This window comes from Mesobacillus sp. (genome assembly GCF_047739415.1).
Taxonomy (GTDB): domain Bacteria; phylum Bacillota; class Bacilli; order Bacillales; family Cytobacillaceae; genus Mesobacillus.
The window spans coordinates 1-17,057 of the sequence record NZ_JBIQOE010000302.1 but is presented as its reverse complement, the minus strand read 5'-3'; the positions used below and the strand labels follow the sequence as shown (position 1 = coordinate 17,057).

Sequence of the window (17,057 nt, the reverse complement as noted above, 5' to 3'; positions counted from 1 at the left end):
ATAACCCGAAGGTCGCAGGTTCAAATCCTGCCCCCGCAATAATTCATCTTTTCTACATAATGGTCCCGTGGTGTAGCGGTTAACATGCCTGCCTGTCACGCAGGAGATCGCCGGTTCGATCCCGGTCGGGACCGCCATTTTTATAGAATGATAGATTAACAGGACGAAACAGGGTTTCGTTTTTTTTTTGCCTGAAAAGGAAAATTGATTGGTTTTTTTGCCCGTCCTGGATAAATCGTGTAAACTACATATAGAATCGTCATCCTTAGGAGACATCCTAAGGTTTTTTTATCTTTTAAAGGAAGTGTAACCCTTTTGTGTCTAGCTTCATCGCTTTTAGGGGTGAATGGGCCACTTCCGCTTTTCATTATAAATTTGATTATTAGTTAGGTGATATATATGGCGACTTATCAATACATTTCAAAGCAGCCGGAAGACACAATGGATTTTGCTAAGAGGCTGGCTGGTCTACTTCAAGCAGGAGATGTCATTGCGCTTGAAGGGGATTTAGGTGCAGGAAAGACGACTTTTACAAAAGGCCTTGCCGAAGGTTTGGGAATCACGAGGAATGTGAACAGCCCGACATTTACGATCATCAAGGAATACCAGGGACGTCTCCCTCTATATCATATGGATGTTTATCGTGTCGAGGATGCGTTTGAAGATCTTGGTTTTGAAGAATACTTTGAAGGTAATGGTGTGACGGTTGTGGAGTGGGCTCATTTGATTGAAGCCCAGCTGCCGGAAGAGCTTTTGCTTATTCAATTATTTCTAGATGAAAATGGAGCTAGAAGAATCGTTGCTGAACCAAAGGGCAATCGGTATGAAGAATTGTGTAAGGAGATATTTTAAATGAAGGTATTATCAATTGATACGTCCAATTATGTTTTGGGTATTGGTTTGCTTGATGGTGAGACAGTCATGGGCGAGTATATTTCCAATATAAAAAAGAATCATTCAGTAAGGGTCATGCCGGCAATCCAGACATTGATGGAAGAGTGCAGCATTAACCCAGCGGATTTATCGAAAATTGTGGTCGCTGAAGGACCTGGATCGTACACAGGTGTGCGTATCGGCGTGACGATTGCGAAGACCATGGCCTGGTCATTAAAGATCCCGATATCAGGAGTATCAAGCCTTGAAGTGGCAGCAGCTTCTGCCGGCCGGTATTTTGACGGGTATGTTTCTCCTTTCTTTGATGCAAGGAGAGGACAGATTTATACAAGTTTATATAAGTTTGAAGATCAAAAGCTGCAGACGGTAAAAAAGGATCAGCTTGTAATGTCAACTGATTGGGTAAAAACATTGAATGAATTGGACAGCAGGATTTTGTTCACGAGCAATGATTTGAAACTCCATGAAGAGGTCATTAAGGAGGAGCTTGGTGATAAGGCAGTTTTTGCAGCTGTCACTGAGCTGAACCCAAGACCTGCAGAGCTTGCATTATTGGGACGGGATAAAGAAGGTGTGGATCTTCATACATTCGTTCCTAATTATATCCGCCTGGCGGAAGCAGAGGCTAACTGGCTGAAAGCGCAAGAGACTAAAAATTAAGTGGGAAGAGAAGATGAATAAAACAATAACGTTCCGGCATATGACGGTAGATGATCTGGATGAAGTGATGGAGGTAGAGGTTAATTCCTTTACCATACCATGGAGCAGGGAAGCTTTTTTCAATGAGTTGACGAAGAATCAGTTTGCGCAGTATCTGATTGTGGAAGTAGATCAAAAGGTAGTTGGCTATTGTGGAGTGTGGATTATCGTTGATGAAGCACATATAACCAATATTGCCTTGCTCCCGGAATACAGGGGACTGAAGCTGGGCGAGGCTCTTATGGCAAAGGTAATGGAGCTTGCTCGCGAAATCGGCGCAATAAGGATGACTCTCGAAGTCAGAGTCAGCAATATGAGGGCTCAAAATTTGTACCGTAAGTTTGGATTCGAAGAAGGCGCTATCAGGAAACAATATTATACTGACAATATGGAAGACGCTATAGTAATGTGGGTGAATTTATAATGACAAAAGACCAATTAATATTGGGAATAGAGACAAGCTGTGATGAGACGGCAGTCGCGATCGTAAAAAATGGACGAGAAATCCTCGCTAATGTCGTTGCTTCTCAGATTGAGAGCCATAAGCGGTTCGGCGGAGTTGTACCTGAAATTGCATCCAGGCATCATGTTGAACAGGTGACGCTTGTGCTGGAGGAAGCATTGGCTCAGGCTAATGTGGATATTAAGGATTTGGATGCCATTGCGGTGACCGAAGGCCCTGGCCTGGTTGGCGCCCTATTGATTGGAGTGAACGCTGCAAAGGCTTTGGCGTTTGCGAATGGTATTCCACTAGTTGGTGTCCATCATATCGCTGGCCATATCTATGCGAACCGTCTGGTTGCTGAAATGAACTTTCCGCTGCTCTCACTAGTCGTATCTGGCGGACATACTGAGCTCGTATATATGAAAGAACACGGTCATTTCGAGGTGATTGGCGAGACAAGGGATGATGCAGCAGGGGAAGCATATGACAAGGTGGCAAGGACTTTGCATCTTCCATATCCGGGCGGTCCGCATATAGATAGGCTTGCCCATGAAGGAAAGGCAACGATCGATCTGCCCCGTGCATGGTTGGAGGAAGGCTCCTATGATTTCAGCTTCAGTGGATTAAAGTCAGCTGTAATCAATGTTGTGCATAACGCACAGCAGCGAGGCGAGGAAATAGCACCTGAAGACCTTGCAGCCAGCTTCCAGGAAAGTGTGATAGATGTACTTGTCACGAAAACGCAGAAGGCAGTTAAGGAGTACGGAGTAAAACAGGTTCTTCTTGCTGGAGGAGTTGCAGCGAATAAGGGATTGAGAGAAAAACTATCCACAGAATTTGCAGAGTCGGATGTGGAAATTGTAATTCCTCCCTTGTATCTATGCACAGATAATGCTGCAATGATTGCTGCTGCAGGAAGTGTTATGTATGAAAAAGGCCAGCGAGCCGATTTAACTTTGAACGGAAATCCAGGTCTGGAGATAACTATCCACAACTAAAGTCGCAAGTGAGAAAATTGTTATCAGACTCTTCTGTGGATATGTTGGTGTTTCTAAGGTGATTCTGTGTATAATGTGGATAAAATCCGTAGTTTTTGTGGATAATGTGGAAAACTCTCTGGATAAGCTATAAATCAGTCTTTACTATGTGAATAACTATGTGAACAAAAAGTCCCGGTTTTTAAATCGGGGCTTTTTTGTGGATTATTTGCAGTTTCAATAGGATATTGTCGGAAAAATGTTGTTTATGTCATATTAGGTTGCATGTTGATTTCACAGTGATTAATCCAAATCGCTTGATTTTGTCTTATTTTTTGTAGTTAATCGGAATATCTCCGCCTATATCTGCTTGAAAATTGTCTTTTGAATACAATAACCGGAAATCCTCCGCTTATAATTTCTCATACCTACACGAAAATGAACAATGAATGATAACCGGACATTCAATAAATAAAATACCGGACACATTCATGTCCGGTATTTCACTTATTAAGCCAGTTCTGTCCACTCTTCCATCAATTCATCGAGTGTTTCTTTAGCGGCTTCAATTTTGCTATTGATTTCTCCTGCTTTTTCGTGATCCTGGAAGACTTCAGGGTCACAAAGCAATTCTTCATATTCAGCGACTTCCAGCTCTAGCTGTTCAATTCTAGCTTCAACTTCTTCCATGCGGCGTTTGCGCTGGCGTTCGAGTTTTTTAGCTTCCTTATCCTGCTGGTACGAGTTCTTGTCCTGCTTTGAGTTATCCACAGCGCTACCTGATGCTTGGGCGGCCTGTTCTGCCATGGCTCTCAGTTCTTCCTGCTCAAGCTTTTTCTCGACATAGTAATCGTAATCACCAAGGTATTCCGTAGCACCGCCCCGATCCAGTTCGAGGACTTTTGTGGCGATCCTGTTGATAAAATAACGGTCATGTGAGACGAACAGGATGGTGCCTGGATAATCAATCAGTGCATTTTCAAGTACTTCCTTGCTGTCGAGATCAAGGTGGTTTGTCGGCTCGTCCAGAATCAAGAAATTCGAGTTCTGCAGCATCAGCTTGGCCAGTGCCAAACGTGCTTTTTCGCCACCGCTCAGGGTGGAAACGATTTTTAGGACATCGTCACCTGAGAATAGGAAGTTCCCCAGTACGGTCCGGATCTCTTTTTCGGACTTCAAAGGGTATTCATCCCATAGTTCGTTCAAAACCTTTTTATTCGAGCTAAGTTCAGCCTGTTCCTGATCATAGTAGCCAATCGAGACATTAGATCCGTATTGTATATTCCCTCTAATCGATGGGAGTTTCTCCACGATTGTTTTTAGTAAAGTCGATTTTCCAACGCCGTTCGGTCCAACCAGTGCCGTGCTGTCTCCACGTGAAAGATTGAAAGAAATATTTTCAGATACGGTGTCTTTGTGATAACCGACAGACAGCGCATCCACCTTCATGACATCGTTCCCGCTTTGTCGTTCGATTTGGAAGCTGAATGAGGCAGATTTTTCATCGCCCTTGGGCCTGTCCATCCGGTCGATTTTTTCAAGCTGTTTCCGACGGCTTTGGGCACGCTTGGTTGTGGATGCCCTGGCCAGGTTCCGCTGGATAAAATCCTGGAGCTTGGAGATCTCATCCTGCTGTTTCTCATACATTTTCATGTCGCGTTCGTAATTCGCAGCTTTCTGATCTAAATACGAACTGTAATTGCCAGGAAACTTCGTCAGCTGATGTCGGGAAATTTCATAAACCTGATTGACGACCTTATCAAGGAAGTACCGGTCGTGGGATACAATCAGGATTGCCCCGTTATAGCCCTGCAAATATTGCTCCAGCCAGGATAGCGTATCAATATCCAGGTGGTTGGTCGGTTCATCCAGAATCAAAATATCCGGACGGGTCAGTAATAGTTTCGCCAGTGCGAGTCTAGTTTTCTGTCCTCCGCTTAAAGTGGAGATTTTTGTGGAATAATCAAAAGAATGGAAGTTCAGGCCGTGAAGGACGGAACGAATATCGGCTTCATACTGGTAGCCGCCTTTTTCCTTGAACTGCACCTGCAGCAGGTCATAATCTTTCAAAACCCTGTCGTATTCTGTCTGGTTGGATAGTATGTCAGGATCCGACATTTTTTCTTCCAATCTGCGCAAGTCTTTTTCCATGCTGTGCAGATGGTCAAAAACAGCCAGCATTTCATCCCAGATGCTCTTTTCGGATTCCAGCCCGGTATTCTGGGCAAGATAGCCAATCATGGTCCCTTTTGGGCGGATGATTTCACCGCCATCATGGGATTCATACCCGGCAATGATCTTCAGCAGGGTTGATTTTCCTGCTCCGTTCCTTCCGACAAGCGCAACACGGTCGTTGGTCTGTATTTCAAACTTTATATTCGATAAAATAAGATCAGCAGCAAAATATTTTGATAGCTGATTAACCTGTAATAAAATCATATTTTTCACCTCTATTGCCTTAGAGATAGTGTAACTCAATAATATAGGCACGGCAATATGTGCGAACTGCTATAGGTTATATGGTATTGGAAATTTCGCTTTGTATTGTGAACACTGAAACAAAGTTCACACACAAGTTTGACAAAATAGTGTATCATTTGATAGAAAGGAGCTTACATATGGCAGAATTTACTCATTTTAACGAAGAGGGAAGAGCGAAAATGGTCGATGTCAGTGACAAACCGGAGACGGTCCGTACGGCAGTCGCCCATTCAAGCATAACCGTGAATGAAGATATATATGTGAGAATCACTGAAAATAAAATGAAAAAAGGGGATGTACTCGCTGTCGCGCAGGTAGCAGGCATCATGGCGGCAAAAAAGACGTCTGAAATCATCCCGATGTGCCACCCGATTCCTTTGACAGGGATTGACCTTTCATTCGATTGGGAGCAAAATGGTAATGACTATATTTTAAATATCGCCGCAGCTGTCAAAACAAAAGGGAATACAGGTGTGGAAATGGAAGCGTTAACAGCAGCTTCAGCATGTGCGCTGACTGTCTATGATATGTGCAAGGCCGTCGATAAGGGCATGATAATTGGAACGACTTATCTGGTCGAAAAAACCGGCGGTAAAAACGGTGATTTCAAGAGAGAAGAAAAGTTGAGATAGAAATACGGACAGGGTGGAGGATGGAGAATGACGAATGATGCTATGAAGATTCCGCAGGCAACCGCAAAACGTTTGCCGCTGTATTACCGGTTCTTATTGAACTTGCATTCTTCAGGCAAGCAAAGGGTATCATCAGCGGAATTAAGTGAAGCGGTAAAAGTGGATTCAGCGACAATCCGCAGGGATTTTTCCTACTTTGGGGCTTTGGGTAAAAAGGGATACGGCTACAATGTCAATTACCTGCTGACCTTTTTCCGAAAGACACTGGATCAGGATGAATTGACGAAGGTTGCCTTGATTGGAGTCGGCAATCTGGGAACAGCGTTTCTGAATTATAATTTTTCCAAGAACAATAATACGAAAATCGAGATTGCCTTTGACGTAGATCCGGGAAAAGTGGGCTCGAAGATTGGTGACGTAGCGGTGTACCATATGGATGACCTCGACAAGGTTGTTGTAGAGGAGGGCATCCAGGTTGCAATCCTGACGGTCCCGTCTGCTGTCGCACAGCCGATAACAGACCGGTTGGTACAGGCAAATATCAAGGGAATCCTGAACTTCACACCAGCGAGGCTGAATGTGCCGTCGTCCATCAGGATCCATCATATTGATTTGGCGGTTGAATTGCAATCATTGATCTATTTCTTAAAGCATTACCCAACAGATACTGAAACAACTGAATCGGTGGAATAAAAAATAGCTCCTTCGTGAAGGAGCTATTTTTTCTGTATATTCTTCAGTTTGAAATGGAACATAATCATCCTGATGCCGGAGCCGAAGTCAAAGGTGGCAAGGGCTACAAGCAAATAGCTAAAGAATCCCCAGCCTGTCTCGTTGACATTCTGGATGGCGAAATAGGTGAATAAGCTGCCTAACAAGATGTAGACAATGCCTGAAAATAAAGGCGATTGCTTCATAACTTAAAATCCCCCAATAAAGCTTTGAATTTTCTCTGCTTCTTTTATCATTCTCTCAATGTCTTCCCTAAATACCGATTGAAGCAGGACAACCATTGTATTCATTGTAACGTGGGCGATGATCGGCACGATGATCCGCTTTGTTTTTACATAAAGGAAAGCAAAGGTGAAGCCCATTGCTGAGTATAGGATCACATGCTCCGGTTCCATATGTGCCAGTGCGAAAATGACGGAGCTGGTCAGCGCGGAGAAGAAGAAATTCATTTTTTTATGCAGGCTGCCGAATATGATTTTTCGGAAGACGATTTCCTCTAATATAGGGCCGATAATTGAGCTGACCAAAATGACAACTGGGAACATTTCAATCAGTTTAATGATTTCCTGTGTATTCTCCGAGCCCATTTCAATACCAAGCATGTTTTCGATGCTAGCCGCGATTGATTGGGCGAACAGAGCAAGGAATACACCTGCGAAAGCCCAGGCAGCAGAGCTTGCCGGTGATGAAGCATCACGCAGGTCAGTCTCTGTCCTGCGTTCTTTCCTTAGAAACAGAAGCACGATCACAAGTGTGAGTGAAAAGCTGATCACGAGCCAGTATGGAATCGAGAGCGTCTCCATTTCCTTAAGGCTTTTTCCCATTGCGGCTCCAATAAAGGCAACAATTGGGATGCCGATCAGGCTTGAAAGCTGCATGACAATATAGGCAATAATGATGTACCAGTATTCTTTTTTCAATATGATAATCTCCTTCTATTCGGATCGGTCTATGTGTATGCCATAAAAGCTATTATAAGAATGCTATCTATCCATTTTACTAGTAATCATCGGGAAAGTTCAAATATCAGGGTGTCTCAAGAATGTTTTGGTTAAAATTCCTGTGAACCGGCATACTCTTTAAGGTGGTTTTTTTTAGTCAGGCTGCTGGCAAAATCGCGAAAAATAGTACTTGCTGTCGAAGGAAAAGAGGTAGATTCTTCTGCTAAATTTTATAAAAAAATTTAGGCTTCACGCTTGCAAAAAAAATAGAGATTCATTATTATATAAATTGTGTTAGCACTCTATTGAGGCGAGTGCTAATAAAAAATAATCTACATATAATTTGAGGAGGTTGTTTCACTTGATCAAGCCACTAGGAGATCGCATTATTATCGAGCTTGTTGAGTCTGAAGAAAAAACTGCAAGCGGTATCGTTTTACCCGACACAGCGAAAGAAAAACCTCAAGAAGGTAAAGTCGTAGCTGTTGGAACCGGCCGTGTTCTAGAGAACGGCGAGCGTGTTGCTCTTGAAGTTGAAGTCGGAAACCGCATTATCTTCTCAAAATACGCAGGCACAGAAGTGAAGTACCAGGGAACTGAGTACCTGATCCTACGCGAAAACGACATTCTAGCAGTAGTGGAATAGAAAAGCGGAAGCGCCTTGGTCAGGCCCGACAAGCGCTGGAGGGCTGTCCATTGAAGTCGTTCTTTGACTTCACTGGACAGACCGAAGCGACTCGAGGGACTAGGCGCTGGAGCTAGACACTAACAAAAGTTTAGTGGGTTAACATATAAAACAAAATTCTGAGGAGGTCTTTCTACAATGGCAAAAGAAATTAAGTTCAGTGAAGAAGCACGCCGCGCGATGCTTCGCGGGGTAGATTCTCTTGCAAATGCAGTAAAAGTAACTCTTGGACCAAAAGGACGCAACGTGGTTCTAGAGAAGAAATTCGGTTCACCTCTTATCACTAACGATGGTGTAACAATCGCAAAAGAAATCGAACTTGAAGATGCATTCGAAAACATGGGTGCTAAGCTTGTTGCTGAAGTAGCAAGCAAGACGAACGACGTTGCTGGTGACGGTACGACTACTGCAACAGTTCTTGCTCAAGCAATGATCCGTGAAGGTCTTAAGAACGTAACTGCCGGCGCTAACCCAATGGGCATCCGCAAAGGTATGGAAAAGGCTGTTATTACAGCTGTTGAAGAGCTTAAGGCTATCTCTAAGCCAATCGAAGGCAAAGCTTCTATCGCACAAGTTGCGGCAATCTCTTCTGCTGACGAAGAAGTCGGCCAATTGATTGCTGAAGCAATGGAGCGCGTGGGCAACGACGGCGTTATCACAATCGAAGAATCTAAAGGCTTCACTACAGAATTGGATGTTGTTGAAGGTATGCAGTTCGACCGTGGATATGCATCTCCTTACATGGTAACTGATTCTGATAAGATGGAAGCAGTTCTTGAAAATCCATATATCCTGATCACTGACAAGAAGATTGGCAGCATCCAGGAAATCCTTCCTGTCCTTGAGCAGGTTGTACAGCAAGGCAAGCCATTATTGCTTGTTGCTGAAGATGTTGAAGGTGAAGCACTTGCTACATTGGTAGTCAACAAGCTTCGCGGAACATTCAACGCAGTAGCTGTCAAGGCTCCTGGCTTCGGTGACCGCCGTAAGGCTATGCTTGAAGACATCGCTGCATTGACTGGCGGTGAAGTAATCACTGAAGAGCTTGGACGCGACCTTAAGTCTGCTACAATCACATCTCTTGGACGCGCTTCTAAAGTTGTGGTTACTAAAGAAAACACAACAATCGTTGAAGGTGCTGGAGACAGCGCTGCAATTGAAAGCCGCGTAAACCAGATCCGCGTTCAAATGGAAGAAACAACTTCTGAATTCGACCGTGAAAAGCTGCAAGAGCGTCTTGCTAAGCTAGCTGGCGGCGTTGCAGTCATCAAAGTTGGTGCTGCTACTGAAACTGAATTGAAAGAACGCAAGCTTCGCATTGAAGATGCCCTTAACTCAACTCGCGCTGCAGTTGAAGAAGGTATCGTATCAGGCGGTGGCGTAGCGCTTCTTAACGTATACAACAAAGTTGCTGGAATCCAGGCTGAAGGCGACGAAGCTACTGGCGTAAACATCGTCCTTCGCGCTATGGAAGAACCAGTTCGCCAAATCGCACACAACGCTGGCCTTGAAGGATCAGTTATCGTTGAGCGCCTGAAGCGCGAAGAAGTCGGCACAGGCTTCAACGCAGCAACTGGCGAGTGGGTAAACATGATCGAAGCTGGTATCGTTGACCCAACTAAGGTTACACGCTCTGCACTTCAAAACGCAGCATCCGTATCTGCAATGTTCCTGACTACTGAAGCAGTAGTTGCTGACATCCCAGAACCAGCTGGTGCTGGCATGCCTGACATGAGCGGCATGGGCGGCATGGGCGGCATGATGTAATCCACGCTTAACCCTTTTTCTATCAAAGGTGAAAGCAAAGGGAAGCTTCCCGTAAGTTACTTACGGGGAGCTTCTTTTTTGTTGTGCTTATTGCAACCATGGCATAGCTGACACTCCTCCCATTATAGATTATATTCAAAGAAGGATTAGGTGCCTGCCTAAGCAATCCCTGAAATTCAATTATGCTTGTATAATCTGATAAATGTACCAACGTATAATTTTTCGAATATGGTATTGCATAAAACCAAATCAATAAAGGGAGCAGGTTATGCAAAATTATTATTATAATCCAAATGCCAGGAGTACAACTGTCGTAGCTTTTGCAAGGGGAGATGTGAATGGTGACAAGATCCCAGACAGAGTGTATGTTACTGGCACCAAAGAATCTGATGTTGCGATCATTAAAAACTTGACGCTTGTCATCCAGGACGGAGTGACAGGAATCCTCACACAGGTTCCTCTTAATGAAAATATGGGTTATAATCCGACTTTGTTTCTGGGTGATCTTACCGGAGATGGAGTAAGGGATATCTTGATTACGATACCAACAGGGGGAAGCGGGGGGACAACTTACAATTATGTTTATACATTCGTTCATAACAATCTGCGCTTGTTATTCGACTCGGATGTCTATAACCAGATGTACCAATATGAAGTTACCTATAAAAATGACTACAAGGTTGAAGTGTTCAGCAGCATAAATAATACCAAATATCTTATAGATTTGACCCTGAGAGAGCCAGAATATTTGAATGAGATATACGATACAAACGGGAAGCTTAAGTCAGCTGTCACCGGATGGGTGGATCCGATAAGCGGTTTATATCCAATCGACTTTGATTCAAACAAAATATATGAACTACTGGTCTATCAGAAAATTGCAGGAAGATACCACGCAGATTCATTGGGCTTTATACAGAATAGATTAAAATGGAATGGCTCCATGTTCGTATTGGATTTTCAGGATTTAGCTATTTTTGGTTTTCAAGCTGAATAAAACTGCGGTGGAACCAGTATCGGAGATTTTATTGGGGTAGCTTCTGAACCTTCTGTATATCGCTTGAAAAAGCCCAGTATCCACTTCAGTCAATGCTGGGCAATCTATTTTTCCAGAAAAATGCTTTCAAACCGATATGTCGAATATCGCCAATTCTGCTAGAATAAGAAATATAGACGATATGACTCTTGCAAATATTGTTGAAACTCGTCATATTGGAGATAGGAGGTGCGATATGCGACACGATATACAACCGAACGAACAGGCATTCTCAACAAAAGAAGTGGCAGAAGCTGTTGGGATTGCAACCCCTACAGTTCGAAAGTACGGCCAAATCCTGGAACGTAATGGGTATGAGTTTTTAAAGGATGGCGACCGGAGGATTTTTGTCCAATCCGATATTAATGCGCTTATAGCGCTGCGCGATACGGACAAGCCTTTGGACGATACAGCAAAAGATCTTGTTGCCGAGCAAAAGGAGAGGCTGGATGGGTCGGGCAGTACAGAGGTTGCAATCAACGATACATATAGGAATAACTTACCGCAGGACCCAGACCAATTAAAAGAGGCATTGCTTTTTGTGGTCAATGAACTGGCAGCCGCGCGTGAAATGAATATTCAGCTAAAAAACGATATGGCGCAGATGAAGACAAGTGTTGCCCAGCTTCAGCAGGATCATCATGTGATTAGTTCCAGTATCGGTAATTCAGCACAAAGAACAAATGCGAAAATTGAAAGATTACTTGAACAGCAAAATGCCCAATACGAAGACTTGCTGCAGCAAGAAAGAGAGAGAAGTGAACTCCTGCAAAAAGAGATTCAGAAAATGCGGGAAGAGCAAAAGAATGAGTGGAACTCCCAGAGTGATTTTAACAAACGTCTTGAAGAGGAAATCAAGAATAGAAAATGGGGATGGCTATCAGCGTTATTCCGGAAATAAGGTACATGCAAGACCTTGTATGCTATTAAAGCATTTAGAGTGATCTTGCTGGCCGGTATGAATATGAATACGAGCACTGCTAAGGGTGTTCGTGCCGCGTTTTAGAAGGTTTTATTGTATATCGCCTGACGATACACAATCCAAAATCCTTTCAAACTGCCTCCGGAGAGAAAAGTCAGGCACCACCCCACCTTCAAAATTCAACAATTTCCCGAGAAATATCTACAATTTATGATTTGGAAATTCGACAATATGATCTACTCTAAAAGAAGTCCATATTATCTATGAATACATAATAAAATCCCCTATGGAAGAGCAAACTCCTTAGGGGATTTTTATGTCACAATTATAAAAGCTTCTTCATGCGACCCACAAGTGGGATGACAATCAGACCAGCAATGACAACCTGCATGACGTTTCCTGGGATTGAGCCGAATGGCTGGATCCAGTTTCCGTATAGGACCACTTCGGTAAAATAGTAGCCGACGATTTTAATGACAAGTGCAGCGATAACAGCAAGAGAGTACACATACACTTTCTTGCCAGGCATTTTTTCAGCCATCAATCCAGCTACATAGCCCATCGCACCGACGATAACGAAAGTGAATGGCGCCCACAATGCCCATCCGGAGATGATGTCGAACAAGCCCATTCCGAAGGCTCCAGCTATCGCGCCTGTTTTCCTGCCGTAAACGAAAGCGGCAATAAATAAAGGGATGTTGCCCATATGGATCAGGCCTCCATTTCCCATAATTGGGAGCCTGATGTTGATGAACATGGTTGCTACAACGGTCAATGCAATAAAAAGAGCATTGATGACTAAAACTTTTGTTTTAGTTGTTTCTTTAGTTGTTGAGTATGCTGCATTCATTTGCTTACCTCTTTCTTTGTTCAGGACTCTTTTCGTATGCTTCGAAACAGCCTTTTTACTTACTATCATACTCCTTATTGGTAACTTAATAAATACATAATATCAGGTACCAGAACAGAATTTTGGGAATTTAGTGCCTCTTCAGACGGCATAATTGCGGGAATTTGGGTAAGATAACGCAATTTCCTCTCGGCATCGGAAATAGTCTCAATGCTATCCGGCGGGCTGAGTGCCAGGCAAACATCCATCATAGTCAGCCCATTTTCCTTGACCTTTGTATTTATCGTCATGTCATTCTCGATGTTAAAAAACTTTAGGTCAGAGGTCATTGGAAATAACCGAAAAAGGAAAAGGGGAAGTTGTTGAAGAAAGAAGATAAGCTTGATCCAAGTTCTGTCTTGAAAGTGCCGCGTTGAAATTACACTATATATTGCTAATCAGCCACACCGGTCTCTTCTCAGTTTACACAACTGGCGAGAGACCTTTTTATTGAGATTGTTTCGTAAACTCTTTTGCCTTTCCGCTTATAGAAAAAAGCTTCTTACTGGAATTTATTGCTCTTTCTTAAGTTCGAAGAGATACAGCAGCAAATTAGACAAGTCAATATTTAAACAGTTTATCTAATACTGCAATGGGTATCATCCATTTTATAATATATCAAAAATATTTTGGGATTATAGCTGTTGACAATAATCGTTTACGGTTGTAAACTATAAATACAAATCGATTACAATTGTAAACAAAAGAGGTGCTGGCCATGCTAAAGGAAGAAAAGTTAGAGATTACTGATTCTGAATGGGAAGTAATGAGGGTTGTTTGGACGCGCAAGAAGGCGACCAGCAAAGAGATCATCGATGTGCTTCAGGATAAGAAAGACTGGAAGCCTGCGACTACGAAAACCTTCATTGGCCGCCTTGTCAAAAAAGGTGCCCTGAACACAGAGGCGTCTGGAAAAAAATTTATATACACTGCGGCTGTCAGTGAGGGGGAAAGCCTTAAATCACTGAAGGCTGGATTATTCAATCACATCTGCAATACGGCGGTAGGAAAAACAATCGCCGACCTCATTGCAGAAGCGACACTGAGCCATGACGATATTGCGATGCTTGAGGAAGTTTTACAGTCAAAGAAAAAGAATGCAGTAGATTTGATTGTCTGCAATTGCGTTCCGGGTCAGTGCCATTGCAAAGAAAATCTTGATATGGATTGCCATTAAATTAAAGGAGTGTTTAAGAATGGAGAAGATTGTATTGAAGATAGATGGTATGACATGCGGACACTGTGTTGGAAAGGTTGAAAAGTCCTTGAAATCGCTCCCTGGCGTAGAAGTAGCCAAGGTGGATTTAAAGAAGGGTACAGCAAAAGTGAAATATGATAATTCGAAACAAACAATAGATAAGATGAATGAGGCGGTCCGTGAAGCTGGATATGAATCTAAATCCACATCCAAAAGGTGGCTGATATAGGATGACTGAAAAAACATTGACGATTGAAGGCATGACCTGTGCATCATGTGCGCAGTCTGTTGAAAAGGCTGCGAAAAAGCTGCCAGGCATGCAGGAAGCAAGTGTTAACCTGGCGACTGAAAAATTAAAGGTCAATTTTGATGAAAATGCGCTGACAATAAAAGACATCCAGGATGCTGTAGAGGGTGCGGGTTACAAGGCAATCACAGATGTTGTAAAAAAGACCTTCATCATTAATGGGATGACCTGTTCATCTTGCGTCCAGTCGGTTGAGAAAGCGACAAGGAAACTGGATGGAGTCATGGAATCAAATGTAAATATGGCAACAGAAAAAATGGTTATCCAATTCGATCCGGCCGCCGTTACGGTGGCTGACATCAAGAATGCAGTTGCTGATGCCGGCTATGAAGCACAGGAGGATATTGGCGCTGAGAATTCTGCTGATGCTGACAGAGAGAAAAAGGAATTGCATATCAAGGAAATGTGGAGACGCTTCTGGATATCCGGCGTGTTTACTATCCCATTGCTGCTTGTATCAATGGGCCATATGCTCGGATTGCCGCTTCCAGAGATGATTGACCCGATGCATAATCCGGCTGCATTTGCAATTGTCCAGCTAATCCTGACAATTCCAGTGATGTATCTAGGGAAGCCCTTTTTCACAGTTGGCTTCAAGACACTGATCAAGCGGCATCCTAACATGGATTCACTCGTTGCATTGGGTACTAGCGCGGCATTTCTCTATAGTCTGTTCGCGACAGTCATGATTGTCCTTGGCGATGTAAGCTACGCGAGCAACCTATACTATGAATCAGCGGCGGTTATTTTAACGTTAATTACGCTGGGTAAATACTTCGAAGCACTTTCAAAAGGTAAAACGTCTGAAGCAATCAAGAAGTTGATGGGTCTCGCACCGAAGACAGCTATTGTTTTAAAAGATGGAAAAGAAGTGGAAGTCTCTGTCGATGAAGTCCAGGTTGGCGATGTCGTTATCGTAAAACCAGGGGAAAAGATGCCTGTAGACGGGATCGTCGTCGAGGGATCGACTTCTGTAGATGAAGCGATGCTGACAGGAGAAAGCATTCCGGTCGAAAAAACAGTTGGCTCTAACATAATCGGTGCCAGCATCAATAAAACCGGGACAGTCCGTTATGAAGCAACAAAGGTCGGAAAGGATACAGCTCTTTCCCAAATCATAAAGCTGGTTGAAGATGCACAAGGATCAAAGGCGCCGATCGCGAAAATGGCGGATATCATATCGGGGATTTTTGTTCCAATCGTCATCGTACTTGCAATTCTTACGGGTCTTGCCTGGTACTTCGGAGGGCAGACAGGTCTCTTCGCATTTACGATCACGATTTCGATACTTGTCATTGCCTGCCCATGTGCGCTCGGTCTGGCGACCCCAACAGCTATTATGGTAGGTACGGGTAAAGGGGCCGAGAACGGCGTGCTGATAAAGAGCGGCGGGGCACTGGAAACTGCCCACAAGATTGATACCATCGTGTTTGATAAAACAGGTACGATCACTGAAGGAAAGCCTGTTGTGACTGATATTGTCACGGTTAATGGCATCGCAGAAGAGGAACTTCTCATCCTTGCAGCGTCCGCTGAAAAGGGTTCTGAACATCCGCTGGGCGAAGCAATCGTCAGGGATGCTCAGATGAAAGGTCTCAGCCTGGCAAAAACAGAAGGATTTAATGCAATTATCGGCCACGGAATCGAGGTAATGATTCAAGGTCAAAACTTGTTGCTTGGAAACCGCAAATTAATGGATGACCGTGAAATCGAACTCGCCGATTTGGCACAGACCTCTGACCAACTGGCTAACGAAGGCAAAACACCAATGTATATCGCAAGGGATGGTAAAATTGCCGGAATCATCGCAGTAGCTGATACGGTAAAAGAAACCAGTCTCAAGGCTGTTGAAAAGCTTCATAAAATGGGGATTGAAGTCGCAATGATTACCGGCGACAACAAACGCACAGCTGAAGCAATCGCCAGACAAGTCGGAATCGACCGCGTTTTGAGCGAAGTCCTGCCAGAAGACAAAGCAAATGAAGTCAAGAAGCTACAGGATGAGGGTCAGAAGGTTGCAATGGTCGGAGACGGCATCAATGACGCGCCTGCCCTTGCACAGGCTGACATTGGGATTGCCATTGGCTCCGGAACAGATGTCGCGATGGAGTCAGCCGATATCGTCCTGATGAGAAGCGATTTGATGGATGTACCGACTGCAATAGAATTAAGCAAAGCAACCATCCGTAACGTAAAACAAAACCTTTTCTGGGCATTTGCCTATAACGTCGTAGGGATTCCAATTGCAATGGGTATCCTTTACCTGTTCGGCGGACCATTGCTGAATCCAATGATTGCCGGAGCGGCCATGAGTCTAAGTTCGGTATCAGTATTGTTGAATGCATTAAGGTTAAAAGCTTTCAAGCCTTCAAGAGTATAACTGAAAAAAATGAGGACCTTTCCCTTGAGGATAGGTCCTTATTGTTGTCGGTGTTTATCCGGAAGGTCTAAA

At 43.7% G+C, this 17,057-nt stretch carries 17 protein-coding genes and 1 tRNA gene; 14 read left to right on the top strand and 4 right to left on the bottom strand.

Annotated features, from left to right (window positions below; all coding sequences use genetic code 11):
• Positions 1-61: 61 nt before the first annotated feature.
• From ACH0QE_RS24650 to tsaD, 5 genes are all read left to right on the top strand, one after another.
• Positions 62-137, top strand: a tRNA-Asp gene (locus ACH0QE_RS24650).
• 262 nt (positions 138-399) lie between these two features.
• Entirely contained in the window at positions 400-852 is a 453-nt protein-coding gene (gene tsaE / locus ACH0QE_RS24645; protein ID WP_415803075.1) for a tRNA (adenosine(37)-N6)-threonylcarbamoyltransferase complex ATPase subunit type 1 TsaE, read from the top strand.
• The gene (gene tsaB / locus ACH0QE_RS24640; RefSeq protein WP_415803074.1) at positions 853-1,554 is read left to right on the top strand and encodes a tRNA (adenosine(37)-N6)-threonylcarbamoyltransferase complex dimerization subunit type 1 TsaB; all 702 of its coding nucleotides are present in this window, start codon (positions 853-855) and stop codon (positions 1,552-1,554) included.
• Between the two features lie 13 nt (positions 1,555-1,567).
• Positions 1,568-2,017, top strand: coding sequence for a ribosomal protein S18-alanine N-acetyltransferase (rimI, locus tag ACH0QE_RS24635; RefSeq protein ID WP_415803073.1), 450 nt, complete (start codon positions 1,568-1,570; stop codon positions 2,015-2,017).
• On the top strand, positions 2,017-3,036 hold the full coding sequence (gene tsaD / locus ACH0QE_RS24630) for a tRNA (adenosine(37)-N6)-threonylcarbamoyltransferase complex transferase subunit TsaD (RefSeq protein WP_415803072.1): 1,020 nt from the start codon (positions 2,017-2,019) through the stop codon (positions 3,034-3,036). The genes rimI and tsaD overlap by 1 nt, the downstream gene beginning before the upstream one ends.
• Positions 3,037-3,525: 489 nt before the next feature.
• Here the strand turns inward: tsaD and ACH0QE_RS24625 are convergent, their stop codons facing one another.
• On the bottom strand, positions 3,526-5,454 hold the full coding sequence (locus ACH0QE_RS24625; RefSeq protein ID WP_415803071.1) for an ABC-F family ATP-binding cassette domain-containing protein: 1,929 nt from the start codon (positions 5,452-5,454) through the stop codon (positions 3,526-3,528).
• Positions 5,455-5,633: 179 nt separating this feature from the next.
• On the opposite strand from ACH0QE_RS24625, the gene moaC reads away from it, so the two are divergent.
• Both moaC and ACH0QE_RS24615 read left to right on the top strand, forming a co-directional pair.
• Positions 5,634-6,128 carry a cyclic pyranopterin monophosphate synthase MoaC gene (gene moaC / locus ACH0QE_RS24620; RefSeq protein WP_415803070.1) on the top strand — a complete coding sequence of 165 codons (495 nt, stop codon included), beginning with the start codon at positions 5,634-5,636 and terminating at the stop codon, positions 6,126-6,128.
• A 27-nt stretch (positions 6,129-6,155) separates the two neighbouring features.
• Positions 6,156-6,821 (top strand): redox-sensing transcriptional repressor Rex, encoded by a 666-nt coding sequence (locus tag ACH0QE_RS24615; RefSeq protein WP_415803069.1) that lies wholly within the window; start codon positions 6,156-6,158, stop codon positions 6,819-6,821.
• 23 nt (positions 6,822-6,844) lie between these two features.
• Here ACH0QE_RS24615 and ACH0QE_RS24610 read toward each other — a convergent pair whose 3' ends face one another.
• Together ACH0QE_RS24610 and ACH0QE_RS24605 are read right to left on the bottom strand one after the other, a co-directional pair.
• On the bottom strand, positions 6,845-7,045 hold the full coding sequence (locus tag ACH0QE_RS24610) for a YdiK family protein (protein ID WP_213372870.1): 201 nt from the start codon (positions 7,043-7,045) through the stop codon (positions 6,845-6,847).
• A gap of 3 nt (positions 7,046-7,048) precedes the next feature.
• Positions 7,049-7,780 (bottom strand): CPBP family intramembrane glutamic endopeptidase, encoded by a 732-nt coding sequence (locus tag ACH0QE_RS24605; protein WP_415803068.1) that lies wholly within the window; start codon positions 7,778-7,780, stop codon positions 7,049-7,051.
• Between the two features lie 382 nt (positions 7,781-8,162).
• On the opposite strand from ACH0QE_RS24605, the gene groES reads away from it, so the two are divergent.
• The 4 genes from groES (at position 8,163) to ACH0QE_RS24585 (ending at position 12,190) form a co-directional block, all read left to right on the top strand.
• Entirely contained in the window at positions 8,163-8,447 is a 285-nt protein-coding gene (groES, locus tag ACH0QE_RS24600) for a co-chaperone GroES (RefSeq protein WP_041967795.1), read from the top strand.
• 177 nt (positions 8,448-8,624) lie between these two features.
• Positions 8,625-10,253: a chaperonin GroEL gene (gene groL, locus ACH0QE_RS24595; RefSeq protein ID WP_311073429.1), complete on the top strand. Its 1,629-nt coding sequence runs from the start codon at positions 8,625-8,627 to the stop codon at positions 10,251-10,253.
• A 268-nt stretch (positions 10,254-10,521) separates the two neighbouring features.
• Positions 10,522-11,250, top strand: coding sequence for a VCBS repeat-containing protein (locus ACH0QE_RS24590; RefSeq protein WP_415803067.1), 729 nt, complete (start codon positions 10,522-10,524; stop codon positions 11,248-11,250).
• 235 nt (positions 11,251-11,485) lie between these two features.
• Positions 11,486-12,190: a hypothetical protein gene (locus ACH0QE_RS24585; protein ID WP_311073432.1), complete on the top strand. Its 705-nt coding sequence runs from the start codon at positions 11,486-11,488 to the stop codon at positions 12,188-12,190.
• A gap of 346 nt (positions 12,191-12,536) precedes the next feature.
• Here ACH0QE_RS24585 and ACH0QE_RS24580 read toward each other — a convergent pair whose 3' ends face one another.
• Positions 12,537-13,061, bottom strand: a complete 525-nt coding sequence (locus tag ACH0QE_RS24580) for an ECF transporter S component (RefSeq protein WP_311076229.1) — start codon at positions 13,059-13,061, stop codon at positions 12,537-12,539.
• A gap of 757 nt (positions 13,062-13,818) precedes the next feature.
• On the opposite strand from ACH0QE_RS24580, the gene ACH0QE_RS24575 reads away from it, so the two are divergent.
• From ACH0QE_RS24575 to ACH0QE_RS24565, 3 genes are read left to right on the top strand one after another with little or no spacing between them, the layout of a single operon-like run.
• Positions 13,819-14,277 (top strand): CopY/TcrY family copper transport repressor, encoded by a 459-nt coding sequence (locus ACH0QE_RS24575; RefSeq protein ID WP_311073434.1) that lies wholly within the window; start codon positions 13,819-13,821, stop codon positions 14,275-14,277.
• 19 nt (positions 14,278-14,296) lie between these two features.
• Entirely contained in the window at positions 14,297-14,527 is a 231-nt protein-coding gene (locus ACH0QE_RS24570; protein ID WP_311073436.1) for a heavy-metal-associated domain-containing protein, read from the top strand.
• A gap of 1 nt (position 14,528) precedes the next feature.
• Positions 14,529-16,985, top strand: coding sequence for a heavy metal translocating P-type ATPase (locus tag ACH0QE_RS24565; RefSeq protein ID WP_311073437.1), 2,457 nt, complete (start codon positions 14,529-14,531; stop codon positions 16,983-16,985).
• Positions 16,986-17,057 lie beyond the last annotated feature (72 nt).

Coding starts and splice junctions, on each gene's coding strand:
- tsaE (WP_415803075.1), top strand. CDS start 400: ATGGCGACTTATCAATACATTTCAAAGCAGCCGGAAGACACAATGGAT.
- tsaB (WP_415803074.1), top strand. CDS start 853: ATGAAGGTATTATCAATTGATACGTCCAATTATGTTTTGGGTATTGGT.
- rimI (WP_415803073.1), top strand. CDS start 1,568: ATGAATAAAACAATAACGTTCCGGCATATGACGGTAGATGATCTGGAT.
- tsaD (WP_415803072.1), top strand. CDS start 2,017: ATGACAAAAGACCAATTAATATTGGGAATAGAGACAAGCTGTGATGAG.
- ACH0QE_RS24625 (WP_415803071.1), bottom strand. CDS start 5,454: ATGATTTTATTACAGGTTAATCAGCTATCAAAATATTTTGCTGCTGAT.
- moaC (WP_415803070.1), top strand. CDS start 5,634: ATGGCAGAATTTACTCATTTTAACGAAGAGGGAAGAGCGAAAATGGTC.
- ACH0QE_RS24615 (WP_415803069.1), top strand. CDS start 6,156: ATGACGAATGATGCTATGAAGATTCCGCAGGCAACCGCAAAACGTTTG.
- ACH0QE_RS24610 (WP_213372870.1), bottom strand. CDS start 7,045: ATGAAGCAATCGCCTTTATTTTCAGGCATTGTCTACATCTTGTTAGGC.
- groL (WP_311073429.1), top strand. CDS start 8,625: ATGGCAAAAGAAATTAAGTTCAGTGAAGAAGCACGCCGCGCGATGCTT.
- ACH0QE_RS24590 (WP_415803067.1), top strand. CDS start 10,522: ATGCAAAATTATTATTATAATCCAAATGCCAGGAGTACAACTGTCGTA.
- ACH0QE_RS24585 (WP_311073432.1), top strand. CDS start 11,486: ATGCGACACGATATACAACCGAACGAACAGGCATTCTCAACAAAAGAA.
- ACH0QE_RS24580 (WP_311076229.1), bottom strand. CDS start 13,061: ATGAATGCAGCATACTCAACAACTAAAGAAACAACTAAAACAAAAGTT.
- ACH0QE_RS24575 (WP_311073434.1), top strand. CDS start 13,819: ATGCTAAAGGAAGAAAAGTTAGAGATTACTGATTCTGAATGGGAAGTA.
- ACH0QE_RS24570 (WP_311073436.1), top strand. CDS start 14,297: ATGGAGAAGATTGTATTGAAGATAGATGGTATGACATGCGGACACTGT.
- ACH0QE_RS24565 (WP_311073437.1), top strand. CDS start 14,529: ATGACTGAAAAAACATTGACGATTGAAGGCATGACCTGTGCATCATGT.